Source organism: Streptomyces venezuelae (genome assembly GCF_008642295.1).
Taxonomy (GTDB): Bacteria; Actinomycetota; Actinomycetes; order Streptomycetales; family Streptomycetaceae; genus Streptomyces; species Streptomyces venezuelae_C.
Window position 1 is genome coordinate 5,468,550 of the sequence record NZ_CP029190.1, and the last position, 19,819, is coordinate 5,488,368.

Genomic DNA, 19,819 nt, shown 5'->3' on the forward strand with positions numbered 1-19,819 from the left:
GGTTCGCCTCCGGGGCGCTGCTGTCGGCTCCAGGAGGGCGTACGTCCTCGAAAACCGCTCGTACTCCCCCAGACTTCGTCCGGGGGGACCCCCACGCGGTTTCCTCCGGGCGCTCGCCCTCCTTCGCCGACGCGCCCCTTCGGCTCACTCGCCCGCGCAGGCTGCGAGCTGAGCGGGGCGGAGCCGCCTCCGAGCGGGGCAGCGCCCCGAGAGGCCCCGGGCGCGCGGGGGTGGGGGGCGGAGCCCCGGTGGGGGTTGCCCGGGCTAGCCCGGGCACTTCCGTGCCGCGTCCCCCGCGGGGTGCGGGGCGGCCCCGAAGGGGTGCCGGGCAGCGCCCGGGCCCCCGGGGGGGTGCGGGGCGGAGCCCCGGAATCGGGATGCCGGGCGGAGCCCGGGCGGGGGTTGCCCGGGTAAGCCCGGGCACTGCCGTGCCGCGTACGGGGTTCGGGGCGGAGCCCCGAGGGGGTGCCGGGCGGGGCCCGGGCACGCGGGGGTGCGGGGCGGAGCCCCGGAATCGGGGTGCCGGGCGGAGCCCGGGTGTTGGCGGGGCCGGGGCCGCAGGCCCCGGTTTCTGGGGGCACCTCCCAGCGGTAGCTGGGGGAGAAGGGGCGGGGTGGGGACATGGCCCCGCGCAGCGGAGGCCCCGGCCGGGGGGCCGGGGGCTCCGCTACGCAGGGGTCAGGTGCGCTTCAGCCGCGGCAGCTTCGCAACCAGCGCCGCCGCCCGGCCCGCCAGGGCCGTCCAGCGGGCGCTCGCCGCCCACCCCAGCCGCGCCGCCGACCTCGGCAGCAACAGCGCCCGGAGCCGCCGCCCGCGCCCCACACCCGCCAGCAGGCCCGCCCGGGCCACCAGCACATCCGCCGCCGCGTCGCCGTCGGCCACCGGGACGACGACCGCGCCGGGCCGCGCGTACAGCACCCGCTCCACCGCTCCGGCCAGCCGGTGCACCGCCTCCGCCGCCGGCGGCTCCAGCGAGCCCAGCTCCACGATCCGCGCCGCGGCCCGGCGCGGCGACAGCGCCTCGTCCGGGGTGATGCCCACGTCCCAGGCCATATCGCCGAGCTCCCGCCACGCCGCCAGCGGCTCGCCGCAGCCCAGCCGCCGGGCCCGTACCCGGCCGCGCCACAGCAGCGGCAGCAGCGGAACCGCCGCCACCAGCAGACCCAGCCCCACAAAGCCCAGGACCGTGCCCCACGGGAAGTCCCCGCCCTCCGGGCCGGCGCCCGGGGCCGCAGCGGAGTCACAGTCGCCCAGCCGCCGCAGCTCCGGCGGGCAGCTGTCCGCCGAGCTCGACGGCGCCGGCGCCGGCGCGCTCGAGCTCTGCGAAGGCAGCGGAGCCGGGGCCGTGGGCTGCGTGACCGGGGTCTCCGCCCGGGTGTAGTCCGGGGCGGTGCCCCGGGTCGGCGTGGGCTCGAACCGGGTCCAGCCCACCCCCTCGAAGTACAGCTCCGGCCAGGCGTGCGCGTCCTTCATCGTGACCTGCATGCTGCCGTCCGCCAGCGCGCTGCCCGGGGTGAACCCGACCGCGACCCGCGCCGGAATGCCCAGCGAACGGGCCATCGACGCCATCGAGAAGGAGAAGTGGACGCAGAAGCCCTCCTTCTCCTTCAGGAAGCGGACGATGGCCTGCGAACCCGAACCGGAGGAGGTCTTCGTGTTGTACGTGAACCCGCCGTTCTCCTTGACCGCAAACCAGTTCTGCAGCTTCAGGGCCTTCGCGTAGTCGTCCTTCGCACCCCGGGTCACCGAACGGGCCGTCTCCGCCACCACCGGCGGCATGTCCGCCGGCAGCCGGGTGAACTCCTCCACGAACGCGGCCGGGGGCTTCGGCGCCGAGGACAGCTGCTGGGCGGTGGGCCGCAGCGCCAGGCTGCTCACCGTGTACTGCGCGCCCTGCACCGTCTGCTTCTTGCCCTTGCCGAGATCGTCGCCGATCACGGTCCGGCCCACCTGCTCGAACCGCCAGCGCCCGTCCTTGATCTCCACCTGGGTCGCCGGGTACGGCATCGGCAGGTAGCGCTGTACGTAGTCCCCGGCGGCCGAGACGCTGGTCCGGACCTCGGTGCCGCCCAGCCGGACCTGGTCGCTCAGCCCCGGCACCCGCGGCAGCCGGTCCGGAACCTCGGTGAGGCTGCGCCCGGAGGACTTCCACTCGACCCCGTCGAACTCGTCCAGCGAGACGATCCGCAGGTACTGGTCGGGCTGCTTGTTGTCGGTGCGGTACCGCAGCACCACCCGGTCGTCCTGCGCGGTCAGGCTGCTCTGCAGCGCAACCAGCGGGTTCACCGCCGAGATCGTCCCGCCGCCCGGACCGCTGCCGCCGCCCTCGCCGCCCGGACCCAGCAGCCCGCCCTCGGGCGTGGGCAGCACATAGGCCGCGCCCAGCGCGATCAGCACCGCCACCGCGCCGATCCGCCGGCCGGTGCGCACCGGTGCCACCGGCTGCCGGCCGGCGGAACCGGAGCCGCCCGGGCCGCGGGCGCCGCCGCCGAAGACCCGGCCCCACTGGGCCAGCCGGTCCCCGCTCTCCGCGAGCAGGAGCAGCAGGTAGCCGGTGCCGGCCAGGACGAACAGCAGCCAGCCGTTGCCGCCGGACAGCCCGGCGGCCACCGAGTACAGGGCGAGCAGCGGCAGTCCGGCCGCCGCGGCGGTCCGGAAGGTCACCGCCAGAAGGTCGACCAGCAGCCCGATCAGCAGCACTCCGGAGACCAGCAGCAGCCGGATCCCGTCCGTCTGCGGTGCCGGGATGGCGTACTCGCCGACGTCCGCCAGGCCCTCCTGGTACAGGGTCCCGATCCCGGTGAACAGCTGGGCGCCCGCCCCGCCGGACCGGCCCTCGCCGGCGAACAGCAGCACCAGCAGCAGCAGGGACACCAGCAGCTGCGCGGCCACGGTCAGCGACCGGGGCAGCGGCACCCGCCGGCACAGGGCGCCGACCCCGCTCTGCACCGCCAGCAGCCAGCAGGCCTGGAGCATCCAGGCCTGCGAGGCCACCAGCGGGGCCAGCGACAGGGCCGTCAGCAGCGTCGCCAGCAGCGCGAACAGCGTCAGTCTCGTCCGGCCGCTCATGACCAGCCCCCCGCCCCCGAAGTTCCCGTGCCCAGAGGCATCTCACCGGCGGCCGGGGCGCCCGCCCCGGCCTGCCGCCACAGCTCGCCGAAAGCGGCCCCGGGCGGTACGGCCAGGGCCGTCCAGCCCGCCTCGCGCAGCCGGTGCACCCGCCGCGCGGCCGGATCGGGGGCGCCCGCCGGGACGGCCCGGCCGGTCCAGGCCGCGGAGTCCAGCACAAAGGCCACGGCGCCGCCGGTGCGCTGCCGCATCCGCGCCGCCAGATCGGTCTGTACGTCGTCCAGATCGCCGAAGAAGGCGATCAGCAGGCCCTCGTTGCCGCTGCGGGCGGCATCGTGGGCGCGGGACAGCCCGGTGCCGTCGGAGTGCCCGACCACGGCCAGGGCGTCCATCATCAGTCCGGCGGCTTCGGCGGACTCCTGCCCGCCGCCCGCCGAGAACCCGCTGCCGCTCTCGCCGGGCACCGCTTCCCCGGTGTCCGTCATCAGGCGTACGGAGAACCCGCGTTCGAGCAGGTGCAGCAGGGCGGAGCCGGCCCCGGAGACGGCCCATTCGAAGGCCGAGTCCGGTCCGGCGCCCTGGAACGCCACCTGCCGGGTGTCCAGCAGGACAGTGGCCCTGGCCCGCTGCGGCTGCTCCTCGCGGCGCACCATCAGCTCGCCGTAGCGCGCGGTGGAGCGCCAGTGCACCCGCCGCAGGTCGTCGCCGTACCGGTAGCCGCGCGGGATCACGTCGTCGTCGCCGGCCAGGGCCAGCGACCGCTGGTTGCCCTCGCCGTAGCCGTTGGCCTCGCCGGTCAGCCGGACCGCCGGCAGCGGCTCGGTGCGCGGGATCACGGTGAGGGTGTCGTAGGTGCTGAACGACCGGGTGAGCTCGACCAGTCCGAACGGGTCGGCCAGCCGCAGCTGGAGCGGACCGAGCGGGTAGCGGCCCCGCAGGTCGGAGCGGACCCGGTAGGACACCTCGCGGCGTCCGCCGGGCTCGACCCGGTCCAGGACGAACCGGGGCCGCGGCCCCAGGACGTACGGCACCCGGTCCTGGAGCATCAGCAGGCCGGTGGGCAGCCGGGACACATTGTCCATGCGCAGCTGCACCCGGGCCTCGGAGCCGGCCGGGACCCGCACCGGGGTCAGCCGCCGGCTGCCGGAGACCCGGTACCGGGTGCGGTGCAGGGCGTACACGCAGAGCAGCGGCAGCACGGTGATCAGCAGGCCGACCTGGAGGAGGGCGGTCTGGCCGAGCACGAAGGCGCAGACGGCCGCGGCGAGGCCCGCGGCCAGGAAGGACCGGCCGCGGGTGGTGAGCCCGGACAGCGCGCTGCGCAGCCCGCCGCTCTCGCCGCCGGCACCGCCAGGGGTACCGGTGGCCATCAGTAGCCCCGGACGCCCGGCTGCGGCTGCCCGGCCTGCGGGTGCAGGGGGTGCGGCTGGCCGTTGTGCGCCGGACCGGAGTGCAGGGAGCCGGCCTGCGGCTGTCCGGCCTGCGGGTGCGCGGCGGGCACCGGGGTGCGGGCCAGGATGTCGGCGACGACCTGCTCGGCCGTCCGCCGGTTCAGCTGGGCCTGCGCGGTGGGCAGCAGCCGGTGCGCGAGCACCGGGGCGGCCAGCGCCTGGACGTCGTCGGGCAGCACGTAGTCCCGGCCGGACAGCGCGGCGGAGGCCTTCACGGCGCGCAGCAGGTGCAGGGTGGCGCGCGGGGAGGCGCCCAGCCGGAGGTCGGCGTGGGTGCGGGTGGCGGTGACCAGGTCGACGATGTAGCGCCGGACGGGTTCGGCGACGTACACCTCGCGGACGGCCTCGATCAGCTTGAGGATGTCGTGGGCGTGGGCCACGGCCTGGAGGTCGTCCAGCGGGGACAGCCCGCCGTGGACGTCGAGCATCTGCAGCTCGGCGGCCGGGCTGGGGTAGCCGACCGAGACCCGGGCCATGAAGCGGTCCCGCTGGGCCTCGGGGAGGGGATAGGTGCCCTCCATCTCCACCGGGTTCTGGGTGGCGACCACCATGAACGGCGAGGGCAGCTCGTAGGTCTGCCCGTCGGTGGTGACCTGGCGCTCCTCCATCGACTCCAGCAGCGCGGACTGGGTCTTCGGCGAGGCGCGGTTGATCTCGTCGCCGATCACGATCTGCGCGAAGATCGCGCCCGGCTTGAACTCGAACTCCCGGCGCTGCTGGTCGTAGATGCTGACGCCGGTGATGTCCGAGGGCAGCAGGTCCGGGGTGAACTGGATGCGCTGCACCGAGCAGTCGATGGACTTGGCCAGGGTCTTGGCCAGCATGGTCTTGCCGACCCCGGGCACGTCCTCGATCAGCAGGTGGCCCTCGGCGAGCAGCACGGTCAGGGCGATCCGTACGACCTCGGGCTTCCCCTCGATCACGCTCTCCACCGACCTGCGCACCCGCTCCGCGGTGCTGGTCAGGTCCGCGAGGCTGGCACGGTCGTCGTAGGTCGTCACCTGGTTCTCCACCCCAAACACCCAAAAACGATCAAAAATGGGGACGCCGGCCCCCGGACGGAGAAGACCGCCGGGGTGGCGTACTCCCGCATTCTTGACGCCGTGACCGCCCCGTGTCACTCAAGAGGCGGGGTCGATCTCCCGCAGCAGGCCGGTGTGGACGTCGAAGACGAAGCCTCGCACATCGTCCTTGTGCAGAAGGAACGGGTTGGTGCGGACCCGCTGCATGGACTGGCGGACGTCCTGGTCCACGTCCCGGAAGGCCTCCACGGCCCACGCGGGGCGCTGGCCGACCTCGTCCTCCAGCTCGTGCCGGAAGTCCTCGGTGAGGCGCTCCAGGCCGCAGCCGGTGTGGTGGATGAGTATGACGCTGCGGGTGCCCAGGGCGCGCTGGCTGATGGTGAGGGACCGGATGGTGTCGTCCGTGACCACCCCGCCCGCGTTGCGGATGGTGTGGCAGTCGCCGAGCTCCAGGCCGAGGGCGGCGTGCAGGTCGAGCCGGGCATCCATGCAGGCCACCACGGCCACCCCGAGGACGGGGCGGGCGTCCATGCCGGGGTCGGTGAAGCGTGCCGCGTAGGCGCGGTTCGCCGCGAGCAGGCGGTCCGTGACGGTCTCCCCGAGCCCGTGGGCCCCGGGCTCGAGTGCGGAGTCGGCAGGCAGGTGCGCGGAAATAGTCATGGCTACGACGGTAGTGGTCACTGCTGGTGGCGGCCTTGTGTGAGGGCGGACAAAGAACGTCAACGAACCTTTGTGTGACCTAATCCACAGGGGTGGGGCGGAGGCGGCCGGACGGGTGATTCGCGGCCTTTGCGGATTCGGTGGTGCCGGGCCACACCGGTCACGGGCTGGTTCGTTGACCGCGGCGACCGTTGGACTAAAGTGACGCGAAACCGGCCGGGGGCCCGGTCGTGGCCGCCGAAAGGCCTCGGGTCCGGAGGGGCCGGCCGATCCCCCGCCGATCCAGACCCGCGTGCGCGGTGCGTACGCCTACGCATACGACTGCCGCGCCGTTATCCGAGAGGGCGCCTTGACCAGCGAATCCCGACATGTCCCGGTGATGCTCCAGCGGTGCCTGGACCTGTTGGCCCCGGCGCTGGAGGCCCCCGGGGCAGTCGTCGTCGACTGCACCCTCGGCCTCGGCGGCCACAGCGAAGCCCTGCTCCGGCAGTTCCCGGAGGTCCGCCTGATCGCGCTGGACCGCGACAAGGAGGCCCTGCGGCTCTCCGGCGAGCGGCTCGCCCCCTACGGCGACCGGGCGACCCTGGTGCACGCCGTGTACGACGAGCTCCCCGAGGTACTGGACCGGCTCGGCATCCCCGCCGTCCAGGGCATCCTCTTCGACCTCGGCGTCTCCTCCATGCAACTGGACGAGGCCGACCGCGGCTTCGCCTACGCCCAGGACGCACCGCTGGACATGCGCATGGACCAGAGCACCGGGATGAGCGCGGCGGAGGTGCTCAACACCTACCCGGCGGGCGAGCTGGTCCGCATCCTGCGCGCCTACGGCGAGGAGAAGCAGGCCAAGCGGATCGTGTCCGCGATCGTCCGGGAGCGCGAGAAGGCCCCCTTCACCAACAGCGCCCGGCTGGTCGAACTGATCCGCGACGCCCTCCCGCAGGCCGCCAAGCGGACCGGCGGCAACCCGGCCAAGCGGACCTTCCAGGCGCTGCGGATCGAGGTCAACGGCGAGCTGTCGGTCCTGGAGCGGGCCATTCCGGCCGCCGTGGACCGGATCGCGGTCGGCGGCCGGATCGCCGTCCTGTCGTACCACTCGCTGGAGGACCGCCTGGTCAAGACGGTCTTCGCGGCGGGTGCCGCCTCCACCGCGCCGCCCGGCCTGCCGGTGGTGCCGGAGAAGTACCAGCCCAAGCTGAAGCTGCTGACCCGCGGCGCCGAACTCCCCACGGAGGAGGAGGTCGCCGAGAACCGCCGGGCCGCCCCCGCCCGGCTGCGGGGGGTCCAACGCATCCGCGAGGCCAGACTGTGAGTCGGGCGCCGCGGCGCGCGGCCGTCGACCGGGAGGAAGCGTGAGCAAGGTGGCCACTGCGACGCGGATGCGGGTCGCACGGCTGGGCGGGCGGCGCCCGCGCGGGCCCCGGCCCGCCGGCCCGGGGGCCGGGCAGGCCGCCCGTACCCCCTTCGTCCTGCTGGTCGTCGTGCTGCTCGGCGGCGGGCTGATCAGCCTGCTGATGCTGAACTCGGCGCTCAACCAGGGCTCTTTCCAGCTGAGCCGGCTGAAGAAGGAGACCACCGCGCTCACCGACGAGCAGCAGGCCCTCCAGCGCGATGTGGACGCCCATTCGGCGCCCGATGCGCTGGAGCGGCGGGCCCGCGAACTCGGCATGGTCCCCGGCGGCAGCCCGGTCTTCCTCGGGCCGGACGGCAGGACCTCCGGCACCCCCGCCGCCGCCGAGGCCCCGCCGCCGCCCGAGCCGCCGGCCGCCCAGGGCGTCTCGGTCCCGGTGGGCTCCGTCCCCGCGGGCCCGGTCCCCGCCGGCCCCGACCCGGCCGCCACCGCGCCCGCGTCCCCCGCCCCCGTCCCGCCGGCCCCCGCCCCGGTCGCCCCCGACCCGGCCGCCACCGGCCCGGGGAACCCTGCCCCGGACGCCGGCACTGCCCCGGACGCCGGCTCCCCGCCCTCCGTAGCTCCACCGAACCCGGTACCCCCGCAGTCCACCCCGACCCCCGGACGGTGACGACGTGACCCACCCGGCGCCAGCCCCGGCCTGCCCCGCGGGCCCGCTCCCCGCCCCGTACGCCCCGCACCTGCCCGCCCTGGCGGTGGCCGGATGAGCGCACAGGAGCCGCCACGGCGGCGGGTGCCCGGCCCCACGCGGCCCCGGCGCCCGCAGAGCGGCGCCGCCCGGCCGGCGAGCCGCCCCGCGAGCCGGCCCGCCACCCGGCGGCCCACCGCCCTCCGCACCCCGCACACCATCCGCCTCGGCAGCCCCCGGCCCCGGCTCCGCCTGGTCGGCATCGGACTGACCCTGGTCATGCTCGCGTTCGTGGTCCGGCTGCTCCAGGTCCAGGCCGTCGACGCCTCCACCTTCTCCGCCGTCGCCTCCAAGAACCGGTACGCCAGCTACACGCTGGCCGCCGAACGCGGGGACATCACCGACCGCAAGGGCGTGGCCCTCGCCACCAGCGTGGACGCGTACGACATCACCGCCGACCCGTCCATGTTCACGCCCAAGGAGAGCAAGGCCCCGGACGCCCCGGAACAGGCCGCCGCCCTCCTCGCGCCGATCCTGAACAAGGACGCCAAGGAACTCGCGGACCGGCTCCGGACCAAGAACACCCGCTATGTGGTCCTGGCCCGCCGCCAGACCCCCCAGGTCTGGAACCAGATCAAGGACCTCAAGCGGGTCTTCGCCGACAAGGCCACCGCCGACAAGAAGAACAACGGGCCCGGCGCCAACGTCCTCGCCGGGATCTTCAACGAGGAGAGCAGCAAGCGGGTCTACCCCAACGGCAGCCTGGCCGCCGGGATACTGGGCTACGTCAACGCCGAGGGCAACGGCGGCGGCGGCCTGGAGTCCTCCCTCGACGACAGACTGGCCGGCCGGGACGGCGAGGTCACCTACGCCCAGTCCGGCGGTCGCCGGGTCCCCACCGCCGGCTCCAGCGAGAAGCCCGCCGTCCCCGGCCAGGACATCGAACTCACCATCGACCGCGACATCCAGTGGGCCGCCCAGAGCGCCATCACCGAGCAGGTCGAGAAGTCCCAGGCCGACCGCGGCTACGTCATCGTCCAGGACACCCGCACCGGCGAGGTCCTGGCCATGGCCAACGCCCCCGGCTTCGACCCGAACGACCTCACCAAGGCCCGCTCCACCGCCATGGGCAACGCCGCCCTCCAGGACGTCTACGAGCCCGGCTCCACCGCCAAGGTGATGTCCATGGCCGCCGTCCTGGAGGAGAAGAAAGCCACCCCCGGCACCCATGTGACCGTCCCCAACCGGCTGCACCGCGGCGACCGGCTCTTCAAGGACGACATCGACCACCCGACCTGGTACCTGACCCTCAACGGGGTCCTCGCCAAGTCCAGCAACATCGGCACCATCCTGGCCACCGGCCAGCTCGGCCGCACCCAGCCCGAGGCCAACAAGGTCCTCCACTCCTACCTGACCAAATTCGGCCTGGGCCGGCCCACCGGCCTGAACTACCCCGGCGAATCCCGCGGCATCCTCGCCGCGCCCGGCGACTGGTCCACCTCCCAGCAGTACACGATCCCCTTCGGCCAGGGCCTGTCCCTCAACGCCATGCAGGCCGCCTCCGTGTACTCCACCATCGCCAACGGCGGCGTCCGCATCGAACCCACCCTGGTCCGCGGGTTCAAGGGCCCCGACGGCCGGTTCACCCCCGCTCCCGCCCCCGAGAAGTCCCGGGTGATCAGCGAGGACACCGCCAGGACCCTGGCGCAGATGCTCGAGTCCGTGGTCGACGACCAGGAGGGCACCGGCACCAAGGCGAAGATCCCCGGCTACCGGGTCGGCGGCAAGACCGGAACCTCCAACCGAGTGGATCCGGCCACCGGCCGCTACAAGGGGTACACCGCATCCTTCGCCGGCTTCGCCCCCGCCGACAACCCGCGGATCACCGTCTACTGCGCCATCCAGAACCCCACCAAGGGCAGCTACTTCGGCGGCCAGATCTGCGGACCCATCTACAAGAAAGTCATGGAGTTCGCCCTCAAGACCCTCCAGGTCGCCCCCACCGGAACCGCACCCGCCGGCCTGCCGGTCACCTTCCAGCCCGGCCAGTGACCCCAGCCGGCGACCAGAAAAGCGCGAGGCACCATCAGTGACGACGATCACCCCGAATCCCGGGAACCGAAACGGCGGCCCGAGCGGCCGGGGCCCCTCAATTCCCGACCGGCCCACTGCGCCCGGTACGCTCACCGCCGTGCCCCACGCCGATCAGCCCAGAACCACCCAGAAACCCCCGGCAGCGCCGCCTGGAGCGCCCCGGCCCGCTGCCGTCCGCCCGATTCCGCTCGGCGACCTGGCAGCCCTGCTGGGAACCGCCGCTCCGGAGACCCGGGCGCAGATCACCGGCATCACCCACGACTCGAGGGCGGTCCGCCCCGGTGACGTGTACGCGGCCCTGCCCGGGGCCCGCCTGCACGGTGCGGACTTCGCCGCCCAGGCCGCCGGCCTCGGCGCCGCCGCGATCCTGACCGATCCGGCGGGTGCCGAACGCGCCGCCGCCACCGGTCTGCCGCTGCTGCTGGTGGAGAACCCGCGCGGCCGGATGGGCGAGCTCGCCGCCGCCGTCTACGGACAGCCGGGCGAGGGCCTGCTCCAGATCGGCATCACCGGGACCTCCGGCAAGACCACCACCGCCTACCTCATCGAGGGCGGACTGCGCGGGGCCGGCCGCAGCACCGGACTGGTCGGCACCGTCGAGATGCGGATCGGCGACGAGCGGATCAAGTCCGAGCGGACCACCCCCGAGGCCACCGACCTCCAGGCGCTCTTCGCGGTCATGCGGGAGCGCGGGGTCGAGGCCGTCGCCATGGAGGTCTCCAGCCACGCCCTGGTGCTCGGCCGGGTCGACGGCTGCGTCTTCGACGTCGCCGTCTTCAACAACCTCAGCCCCGAGCACATGGAATTCCACACCGGCATGGAGGACTACTTCCAGGCCAAGGCCCAGCTGTTCACCCCGGCCCGGGCCCGCCTGGGCGTGGTGAACCTCGACGACGAGTACGGCCGCCGGCTGGCCAAGGAGTCGCCGATCCCGGTGATCACCTTCTCCGCCGCCGGGGACCCGGCGGCGGACTGGCGGGCGGAGGACGTGGCCTACGGCCACATGGACTCCACCCTCACCCTGCTCGGCCCGGAGGGACAGCGGATCAGCGCCACCGCCCCGCTGCCCGGCCCGTTCAACGTGGCCAACACCGTCGCCGCCGTGGTCACCCTGGCCGCCGCCGGAGTGGACCCGCAGACCGCCGCCGACGGCATCGCCGCCGTCCCCGGCGTCCCCGGCCGGCTGGAGCGGGTCGACGCCGGACAGCCGTACCTCGCCGTCGTCGACTACGCGCACAAGACGGACGCCGTCGAATCGGTCCTGAAGGCCCTGCGCGAGGTCACCACCGGCAAGCTGCACATCGTCCTCGGCTGCGGCGGCGACCGTGACACCACCAAGCGCGCCCCGATGGGCGCCGCCGCCGCCCGGTTCGCCGACACCGCCGTGCTGACCTCGGACAACCCGCGCTCCGAGGACCCGCTGAAGATCCTCGCCGCGATGTTCGAAGGCGCCGTGTCCGTCCCGGCCGAGGAGCGCGGCACCGTCCTGGTCGACGCCGACCGGGCCGCCGCCATCGCCGCCGCCGTCGCCCGCGCCGAGCCCGGGGACACCGTCCTGGTGGCCGGCAAGGGCCACGAGCAGGGGCAGGACACCGCAGGCGTGGTCCGGCCGTTCGACGACCGCGAGGTGCTCCGCAGCGCCATTGCCAGGGCCGAGCAGGCCGGCAAAGCCGTGAAGGCCGAGCAGGCCGACACGACCGAGAAAACCGATTCCGCCCGACAGGCCGAGGTGAACTAAGTGATCGCCCTCTCCCTCGCCGAGATCGCCGACATCACCGGCGGGCAGCTCCACGACATACCGGATCCGTCCGCCCGGGTGACCGGACCCGTGGTCTACGACTCCCGGGAGGTCGAGTCCGGCAGCCTCTTCGCCGCCTTCCTCGGCGAACGGGTCGACGGCCACGACTTCGCCGACCGGGCGATCGCCGCCGGCGCCACCGCCGTGCTGGCCACCCGCCCCGTCGGAGTGCCCGCCATCGTCGTCCCCGACGTGGTCGCCGCCCTCGGCGCCCTGGCCGGCGCGGTCGTCGCCCGGATCGGCACCGATGTGGTCGCCCTGACCGGTTCGGCCGGCAAGACCTCCACCAAGGACCTCATCGCCCAGGTCCTCCAGCACCACGCACCCACCGTGTGGACCCCGGGGAACCTCAACAACGAGATCGGCCTGCCGATCACGACGCTGCGGGCCACCGAGGAGACCCGGCACCTGGTCCTGGAGATGGGCGCCCGCGGAATCGGACACATCGCCTACCTGACCGGGCTCACCCCGCCCCGGATCGGCCTGGTCCTGAACGTCGGCACCGCCCACATCGGCGAGTTCGGCGGCCGTGAGGCCATCGCCCAGGCCAAGGGCGAGCTGGTCGAGGCCCTGCCGGCCGAGGCCGACGGCGGCGTGGCCGTGCTCAACGCCGACGACCTGCTGGTGCGCGCCATGTCCGCGCGCACCAAGGCCCGTACCGTCCTCTTCGGCGAGGCCGAAGACGCCGACATCCGGGCCACTGATGTCCGGATGACCCCCCTGGGACAGCCTTCCTTCACACTGCACACACCCTCCGGGTGCAGCGATGTGACCTTGCGGCTGTACGGTGAGCACCACGTGTCGAACGCGCTCGCCGCAGCCGCCGTCGCCCATGTGCTGGGCATGTCCACCGCCGAGATCGCCACCGCGCTCTCCGGCGCGGGCACGCTCTCCCGGTGGCGGATGGAGGTCACCGAGCGGGCGGACGGCGTGACGGTCGTCAACGACGCCTACAACGCGAACCCCGAGTCCATGCGGGCCGCACTGCGCGCACTTGCCGCGATGGGCGGAGCCGCCCAGGAGCGCGGGGGGCGCACGTGGGCGGTGCTCGGCCCGATGGCCGAGCTCGGTGACGACTCGCTCGCCGAGCACGACGCGGTCGGACGACTTGTCGTCCGGCTCAACGTGAGCAAGCTCGTCGCAGTTGGGGGCAGGGAAGCGTCCTGGCTGCAACTGGGCGCATATAACGAGGGTTCGTGGGGTGAGGAGTCGGTGCTCGTGTCCGACGCGCAGGCGGCGGTCGACCTGTTGCGCAGTGAACTGCGCCCGGGAGACGTCGTGCTGGTGAAGGCATCCAGGTCCGCAGGGCTGGAGCGGGTCGCGCAGGCGCTGCTCGACAGCGATGGTGAGGTTGCCGCCCGATGAGGCAGATCCTGTTCGCGGGTGTCATCGGTATGTTCCTCACCGTCGTCGGCACCCCGCTGCTGATCAAGCTGCTGGCCCGCAAGGGCTACGGCCAGTTCATCCGGGACGACGGCCCGCGCGGCCACGCGGGGAAGAAGGGCACGCCCACCATGGGCGGTATCTCCTTCATCCTGGCCACGCTCGTCGCGTACGCCCTGACGAAGGTCATCACCGGCAGTGAGCCGACCTTCTCGGGCCTGCTGGTGCTGTTCCTGATGGCGGGCATGGGCCTGGTCGGCTACCTGGACGACTACATCAAGATCGTCAAGCGGCGGTCGCTCGGTCTGAGGGCCAAGGCCAAGATGTCCGGCCAGCTGATCGTCGGCATCGCCTTCGCCGTGCTCGCACTCCAGTTCAAGGACTCGCGCGGGCTCGCCCCGGCCTCCACCAAGCTGTCCTTCGTCACCGACTTCGGCTGGTCGATCGGCCCGGTGCTGTTCGTCGTCTGGGCGCTGTTCATGATCCTGGCGATGTCCAACGGCGTGAACCTCACCGACGGTCTGGACGGCCTGGCCACCGGCGCCGCCGTGATGGTCTTCGGCGCGTACACCTTCATCGGCGTCTGGCAGTACCAGGAGGCCTGCGCCAACGCGGAGACCCTGACCAACCCGGCCGCCTGCTTCGAGGTCCGCGACCCGCTCGACCTCGCCGTGGTCGCCTCCGCCCTGATGGGCGCCTGCTTCGGCTTCCTGTGGTGGAACACCTCGCCCGCCAAGATCTTCATGGGTGACACCGGATCGCTGGCGCTCGGCGGTGCCCTCGCGGGCCTCGCCATCTGCTCCCGCACCGAGCTGCTGGTCGCCCTGCTCGGCGGCCTCTTCGTCCTCATCACCATGTCCGTGGTGATCCAGGTCGGTTCCTTCCGGCTCACCGGGAAGCGGGTCTTCCGGATGGCCCCGCTCCAGCACCACTTCGAACTCAAGGGGTGGTCCGAAGTCCTTGTGGTGGTCCGGTTCTGGATCATCCAGGGCATGTGCGTGATCGTGGGTCTGGGTCTCTTCTACGCCGGATGGGCAGCCGACAAGTGAGCAATGCGCAGCAGCACCCCGCGGTCGGGTCCGCCGCCGGAACCGCGGCCCTGGCCGCCGTCCTCGGCGCCGACGTGCTCGAGCGGTACGGGCTGCCGCGCCGCATCACCGTCGCCGGGCTCGGGGTGAGCGGCATCAGCGCCGCCCGTGCCCTGGCCGGGCTCGGCGCGAGCGTCACGGTCGTCGACAACGGCGACGGTGACGCCCACCGGGCCAAGGCCGCCGAGCTGGCCGAGCTGGGCATCGGAGCCCGGCTCGGGCAGCTGCCCGACGGCGCCCGCGCCGGGGAGACCCTCCCCGAGGGCACCGAGCTGGTCGTCACCTCGCCGGGCTGGAGCCCGGACAGCCCGCTGTTCGCCGCGGCAGCCGCGGCCGGCATCGACGTCGTGGGCGACGTCGAGATCGCCTGGCGTCTCCGCGACGCGGGCGTCGCACTCCGCGCCGCCCGCGCCACCGCGCAGGACCGGCCCGCACCGGCCGCGGCCGGCCACCGGCCGGCCGAGTGGCTGGCCATCACCGGCACCAACGGCAAGACCACCACCACCCAGATGCTGGCCTCGATGCTGCGCGCCGCCGGCCTGCGCACCGCGGCCGTCGGCAACATCGGCACCCCCATCATCGACGTGGTGCTCGGCGAGCAGGAGTACGACGTGCTCGCCGTGGAGCTCTCCAGCTACCAGCTGCACTGGGCCCCCAGCCTGCGCGCCCACTCCGCGGCCGTGCTCAACCTGGCCCCCGACCACCTCGACTGGCACGGCACCATGGAGGCGTACGCCGCCGACAAGGGCCGCATCTACGAGGGCAACACGGTGGCCTGCGTCTACAACGTGGCCGATCCGCGCACCGAGCAGCTGGTCGAGGAAGCGGACGTGGTCGAGGGCTGCCGCGCCATCGGCTTCACCCTCGGTGCCCCCGGCCCCTCCATGCTCGGTGTGGTCGACGGCATCCTCGTCGACCGCGCCTTCGTGCAGAACCGGCAGAAGAACGCCCAGGAGCTCGCCGAGGTCGCGGACGTCAACCCGCCCGCCCCGCACAACATCGCCAACGCCCTGGCCGCGGCGGCCCTGGCCCGCGCCTTCGGCGTGGAGCCGCGCGCGGTCCGTGACGGGCTGCGCGACTTCCGCCCGGACGCGCACCGGATCGCCTACGTGGCCGAGGTCGGCGGGGTCACGTACATCGACGACTCCAAGGCGACCAACACGCACGCCGCCGAGGCCTCGCTGGCCGCCTACGAGCCGATCGTCTGGATCGCCGGCGGCCTCGCCAAGGGCGCCACCTTCGACGAGCTGGTGCAGTCCTCGGCGAAGCGGCTGCGCGGGGTGGTGCTGATCGGCGCCGACCGGGCGCTGATCCGGGACGCGCTGGCGCGACACGCCCCCGATGTGCCGGTCGTCGACCTCGACCGGACCGACACTGAGGCGATGCTGGCAGCGGTCCGGGAAGCGGCCCGGCTCGCCGAGCCGGGCGACACCGTCCTGCTGGCACCTGCCTGTGCGTCGATGGACATGTTCGCCAACTACAGCAGGCGTGGGGACGCGTTCGCCGACGCGGTGCGCGAACTGGCCGCGGGGCAGAGCGCCTAGGGTCTGTCCGACCGGCTGCTCGTACGAGTGGAGGGGAAGACGACAGATGCCGGCCAAGCAGATGCTGCCGGGGCGGCGGCCCAGTGCCCCCAGGGCACCGCTTCGCAAACGGCCCGTGGTGGGCGCCAAGAGGCCTGGCGGGCGTGGGCCCTTGGCCGGGTTCCGGCGCACCTACCGTCAGCTGCGCCGGACATGGGACCGGCCACTCACTGCGTATTACCTGATTTTCGGAAGTGCGCTGCTCATCACCGGACTCGGCCTGGTGATGGTCTACAGCGCCTCCATGATCAAGGCGCTCCAGCTCGGCCTGTCCCCCTCGTACTTCTTCCAGAAGCAGTTCCTCGCTGCCGCGATCGGCACCGGGCTGCTGCTGGCCGCCTCCCGGATGCCGGTGAAACTGCACCGGGCGCTGGCCTATCCGGTGCTGGCCGCCACCTTGTTCCTGATGGTCCTGGTCCAGATCCCCGGGATAGGGGTCTCCATCCAGGGCAACCAGAACTGGATCTCGCTCGGCGGCCCCTTCATGCTCCAGCCCAGCGAGTTCGGCAAGCTGGCCCTGATCCTCTGGGGCGCCGACCTGCTGGCCCGCAAGGGCGACAAGGACCTGCTGACCCAGTGGAAGCACCTGCTGGTCCCGCTGGTGCCGGTGGCTTTCCTGCTGCTCGGACTCATCATGCTGGGCGGGGACATGGGCACCGCGATGATCCTGTGCGCCATCCTGTTCGGCCTGCTCTGGCTGGCGGGCGCCCCGACCCGGCTGTTCGCCGGGGTCCTGGCGATCGCCGTGGCCATCGGCGCCGTGCTCATCAAGACCGCCCCGCACCGGATGGAGCGACTGTCCTGCATCGGCGCCACCGATCTGGGCCCCAAAGGTGAATGCTGGCAGGCGGTCCACGGAATTTTCGCCCTCGCCTCCGGCGGATGGTTCGGTTCCGGCCTCGGCGCCAGTGTGGAAAAATGGGGAGAACTACCCGAAGCGCACAACGACTTCATCTTTGCCATCACCGGGGAGGAACTGGGACTGGCAGGGACGCTGTCGGTCCTGGGCCTGTTCGCGGCTCTAGGCTATGCAGGTATCCGCGTGGCCGGACGCACGGAGGACAGCTTCGTGAGGTATGCCGCGGGAGGCGTGACCACCTGGATCACGGCCCAGGCCGTGATCAACATCGGTGCGGTGCTCGGTCTGCTGCCGATCGCCGGAGTCCCGCTCCCGCTGTTCTCCTACGGAGGGTCAGCCCTGCTGCCGACCATGTTCGCGGTCGGACTGCTCATCGCCTTCGCGCGTGAGGAGCCGGCCGCGCGCGCGGCGCTCGCAATGCGGCAGCCGAAGTCCGGCTGGAAGCGTTCCGGGCCGATTTGGAAGTCGATGAGACGGCGCGTCAAGAGGCGGCCGTCCGGAGAGCGGTGAATTTCGGTGCATGTCGTACTCGCCGGTGGGGGGACCGCCGGCCACATCGAGCCCGCGCTTGCCCTCGCGGACGCCCTGCGCAGGCAGGACCCGACCGTGGGCATCACCGCCCTCGGAACGGAGCGCGGTCTCGAGACCCGTCTGGTGCCGGAGCGCGGCTACGAGCTGGGACTGATCCCCGCCGTTCCGCTGCCCCGCAAGCCCACTCCCGAGCTGATCACCGTCCCGGGCCGGCTGCGCGGCACCATCAAGGCCGCGGAGGAGATCCTCACCCGCACCAAGGCCGACTGCGTGGTCGGCTTCGGCGGCTACGTGGCCCTGCCCGGCTACCTCGCGGCCAAGCGGCTCGGTGTGCCGATCATCGTCCACGAGGCCAATGCCCGGCCCGGCCTGGCCAACAAGATCGGCTCCCGGTACGCCCACGCCGTCGCCGTCTCCACCCCCGACAGCAAGCTCCGCAACGCCCGCTACGTCGGCATCCCGCTGCGCCGGACCATCGCCACCCTGGACCGGTCCGCCGTCCGCCCCGAGGCCCGCGCCGCCTTCGGCCTCGACCCCAACCTGCCCACCCTCCTGGTCTCCGGCGGCTCTCAGGGCGCCCGCCGGCTCAACGAGGTGGTCCAGCAGGTCGCCCCGGTGCTGCAGCGCTCCGGGATCCAGATCCTGCACGCCGTCGGCCCGAAGAACGAATTGCCGCGCGTGGACAACATGCCCGGTATGCCGCCGTACATCCCGGTACCGTACGTGGACCGGATGGATCTCGCGTACGCCGCCGCCGACATGATGCTGTGCCGCGCGGGGGCGATGACCGTGGCCGAACTCTCCGCCGTCGGGCTGCCCGCCGCGTACGTCCCGCTGCCCATCGGCAACGGCGAACAGCGGCTCAACGCCCAGCCGGTGGTCAAGGCCGGCGGCGGTCTGCTGGTCGACGACGCCGAGCTGACCCCGCAGTGGGTGCAGAACAACGTCGTTCCGGTGCTCGGTGACCCGCACCGGCTGTACGAGATGTCCCGCGCCGCCGCCGAGTTCGGCCGCCGGGACGCCGACGAGCTGCTGGTCGGCATGGTGTACGAGGCGATCGCCGCCAACAGGAACCGCTGACGCAGGAGGCACCACGTGGCCGGAGCGACGACCGCCGAGCGCGGGAACCCCGGGTCCGGGAAGAGCGGCAGACCGCCCACCTCCCGCAAGCCCCCGAAACTCCCCTGGTTCTCGAGGCCGGCGAAGTCCTCCAAGGCCCCGAAGTCTCCGAAGCCCCCCCGGCCGGCGAAGTCCCCGAAGCCGGCGAAGGGTCCCGGCTGGAAGAAGTTCAGCCGGGGCCCGGTGGCGGCGGCACTCGCCGCGGCGGTGCTGCTCGGTGGCGGCGGCAGCTGGCTGCTGTACGGCTCCGACTGGCTCCGGGTGGAGACCGTCACCGCCACCGGCACCGAGGTGCTCACCCCCCGTCAGGTGCTGGACGCCGCCGCGGTTCCGGTCGGCGCCCCGTTGGCGACCGTGGACACCGACGAGATCGAGAGCCGGCTGCGCGCCCGGCTGCCCCGGATCGAATCGGTCGATGTGGTGCGTTCCTGGCCGGACGGAATCGGGCTGAAAGTGACGGAGCGCAAACCCGTCCTGCTCATCAAAAAGGACGCCAAGTTCGTCGAAGTGGACGCTTCGGGTGTGCGGTTCGACACGGTGCCGAACCCTCCCAAGGGCGTTCCGGTCCTGCAACTGGACGCCGGCCGGTCGCCGAGCCTGCGCCGCTTCGACGAGGAGCGGCTGCTGCACGAGGCGGTGGGCATCGCCCGGGCCCTGCCCGAGGCCGTGGCCAGGGAGACCCTGCGGGTCAGCGTCGGCTCGTACGATTCCGTGGTGCTGGAGTTGAGCCGGGACCGAACGGTCATGTGGGGCAGCGCCGAACAGGGTGAGGCGAAAGCCCGCGCGCTGACGGCTCTGCTGAAGGCCGCGCCCAAGGCTGACCACTTTGACGTGAGCGCCCCCACGGCCCCTGCGGTGTCCGGGAGTTGACGTCAAGTCCAACATCGGCGCACCCTGGTTGGCCAGCGATACGGGTGATCACATAGGGTGAAAAGAAAAACGGGAGGTTCGGCGTGTTCGTTGAACACGCGCTACTTGTCGACTTAGTGTCCTGTTCGGAAGTCCAAGGATCCAAGCAACAGGCACATTCTTAACCCTAAACTTCAGGGTTAGGGTTCGGGTCGGCGCGTTCGGACCGTCCCCATTTCGGCATCAGTCGTCGCACCGCAGGCCCGCGAGGCGGCGA

Annotated in this window: 14 protein-coding genes; 10 read left to right on the forward strand and 4 right to left on the reverse strand. The window is 72.9% G+C overall.

Going from position 1 to position 19,819, the window contains the following annotated elements:
* Positions 1-678: 678 nt before the first annotated feature.
* From DEJ50_RS24640 to DEJ50_RS24655, 4 genes are all read right to left on the reverse strand, one after another.
* Complete coding sequence (locus tag DEJ50_RS24640; protein WP_150210286.1) at positions 679-3,069, reverse strand: transglutaminaseTgpA domain-containing protein; 2,391 nt, start codon at positions 3,067-3,069, stop codon at positions 679-681.
* Positions 3,066-4,439 carry a DUF58 domain-containing protein gene (locus DEJ50_RS24645; protein ID WP_150210287.1) on the reverse strand — a complete coding sequence of 458 codons (1,374 nt, stop codon included), beginning with the start codon at positions 4,437-4,439 and terminating at the stop codon, positions 3,066-3,068. The genes DEJ50_RS24640 and DEJ50_RS24645 overlap by 4 nt, the downstream gene beginning before the upstream one ends.
* Positions 4,439-5,521 carry an AAA family ATPase gene (locus DEJ50_RS24650; RefSeq protein ID WP_150210288.1) on the reverse strand — a complete coding sequence of 361 codons (1,083 nt, stop codon included), beginning with the start codon at positions 5,519-5,521 and terminating at the stop codon, positions 4,439-4,441. The genes DEJ50_RS24645 and DEJ50_RS24650 overlap by 1 nt, the downstream gene beginning before the upstream one ends.
* Positions 5,522-5,641: 120 nt before the next feature.
* A complete protein-coding gene (locus DEJ50_RS24655; RefSeq protein WP_223837899.1) occupies positions 5,642-6,202 on the reverse strand; it encodes a beta-class carbonic anhydrase in 561 nt (186 codons plus the stop codon).
* 349 nt (positions 6,203-6,551) lie between these two features.
* Between DEJ50_RS24655 and rsmH the strand changes: the two genes are divergently transcribed.
* The 10 genes from rsmH to DEJ50_RS24705 all read left to right on the forward strand — a co-directional run bounded on the left by rsmH (position 6,552) and on the right by DEJ50_RS24705 (position 19,563).
* Positions 6,552-7,511, forward strand: coding sequence for a 16S rRNA (cytosine(1402)-N(4))-methyltransferase RsmH (gene rsmH, locus DEJ50_RS24660; protein ID WP_150210290.1), 960 nt, complete (start codon positions 6,552-6,554; stop codon positions 7,509-7,511).
* Positions 7,512-7,578: 67 nt separating this feature from the next.
* The gene (locus DEJ50_RS34780) at positions 7,579-8,220 is read left to right on the forward strand and encodes an FtsB family cell division protein (protein ID WP_411757691.1); all 642 of its coding nucleotides are present in this window, start codon (positions 7,579-7,581) and stop codon (positions 8,218-8,220) included.
* A 93-nt stretch (positions 8,221-8,313) separates the two neighbouring features.
* Positions 8,314-10,290, forward strand: coding sequence for a peptidoglycan D,D-transpeptidase FtsI family protein (locus tag DEJ50_RS24670; RefSeq protein ID WP_150210291.1), 1,977 nt, complete (start codon positions 8,314-8,316; stop codon positions 10,288-10,290).
* Positions 10,291-10,327: 37 nt separating this feature from the next.
* Positions 10,328-12,070, forward strand: coding sequence for a UDP-N-acetylmuramoyl-L-alanyl-D-glutamate--2,6-diaminopimelate ligase (locus tag DEJ50_RS24675; RefSeq protein ID WP_150210292.1), 1,743 nt, complete (start codon positions 10,328-10,330; stop codon positions 12,068-12,070).
* Entirely contained in the window at positions 12,071-13,495 is a 1,425-nt protein-coding gene (locus DEJ50_RS24680) for a UDP-N-acetylmuramoyl-tripeptide--D-alanyl-D-alanine ligase (RefSeq protein WP_150210293.1), read from the forward strand.
* A complete protein-coding gene (gene mraY / locus DEJ50_RS24685) occupies positions 13,492-14,562 on the forward strand; it encodes a phospho-N-acetylmuramoyl-pentapeptide-transferase (RefSeq protein WP_150210294.1) in 1,071 nt (356 codons plus the stop codon). The genes DEJ50_RS24680 and mraY overlap by 4 nt, the downstream gene beginning before the upstream one ends.
* Complete coding sequence (murD, locus tag DEJ50_RS24690; protein ID WP_150210295.1) at positions 14,544-16,145, forward strand: UDP-N-acetylmuramoyl-L-alanine--D-glutamate ligase; 1,602 nt, start codon at positions 14,544-14,546, stop codon at positions 16,143-16,145. Before mraY ends, murD begins: the two co-directional genes overlap by 19 nt.
* Positions 16,146-16,191: 46 nt before the next feature.
* Positions 16,192-17,553 (forward strand): putative lipid II flippase FtsW, encoded by a 1,362-nt coding sequence (ftsW, locus tag DEJ50_RS24695; protein ID WP_150210296.1) that lies wholly within the window; start codon positions 16,192-16,194, stop codon positions 17,551-17,553.
* 6 nt (positions 17,554-17,559) lie between these two features.
* Positions 17,560-18,654, forward strand: a complete 1,095-nt coding sequence (murG, locus tag DEJ50_RS24700) for an undecaprenyldiphospho-muramoylpentapeptide beta-N-acetylglucosaminyltransferase (RefSeq protein ID WP_150210297.1) — start codon at positions 17,560-17,562, stop codon at positions 18,652-18,654.
* 15 nt (positions 18,655-18,669) lie between these two features.
* Positions 18,670-19,563, forward strand: a complete 894-nt coding sequence (locus DEJ50_RS24705) for a cell division protein FtsQ/DivIB (RefSeq protein WP_150210298.1) — start codon at positions 18,670-18,672, stop codon at positions 19,561-19,563.
* Positions 19,564-19,819 lie beyond the last annotated feature (256 nt).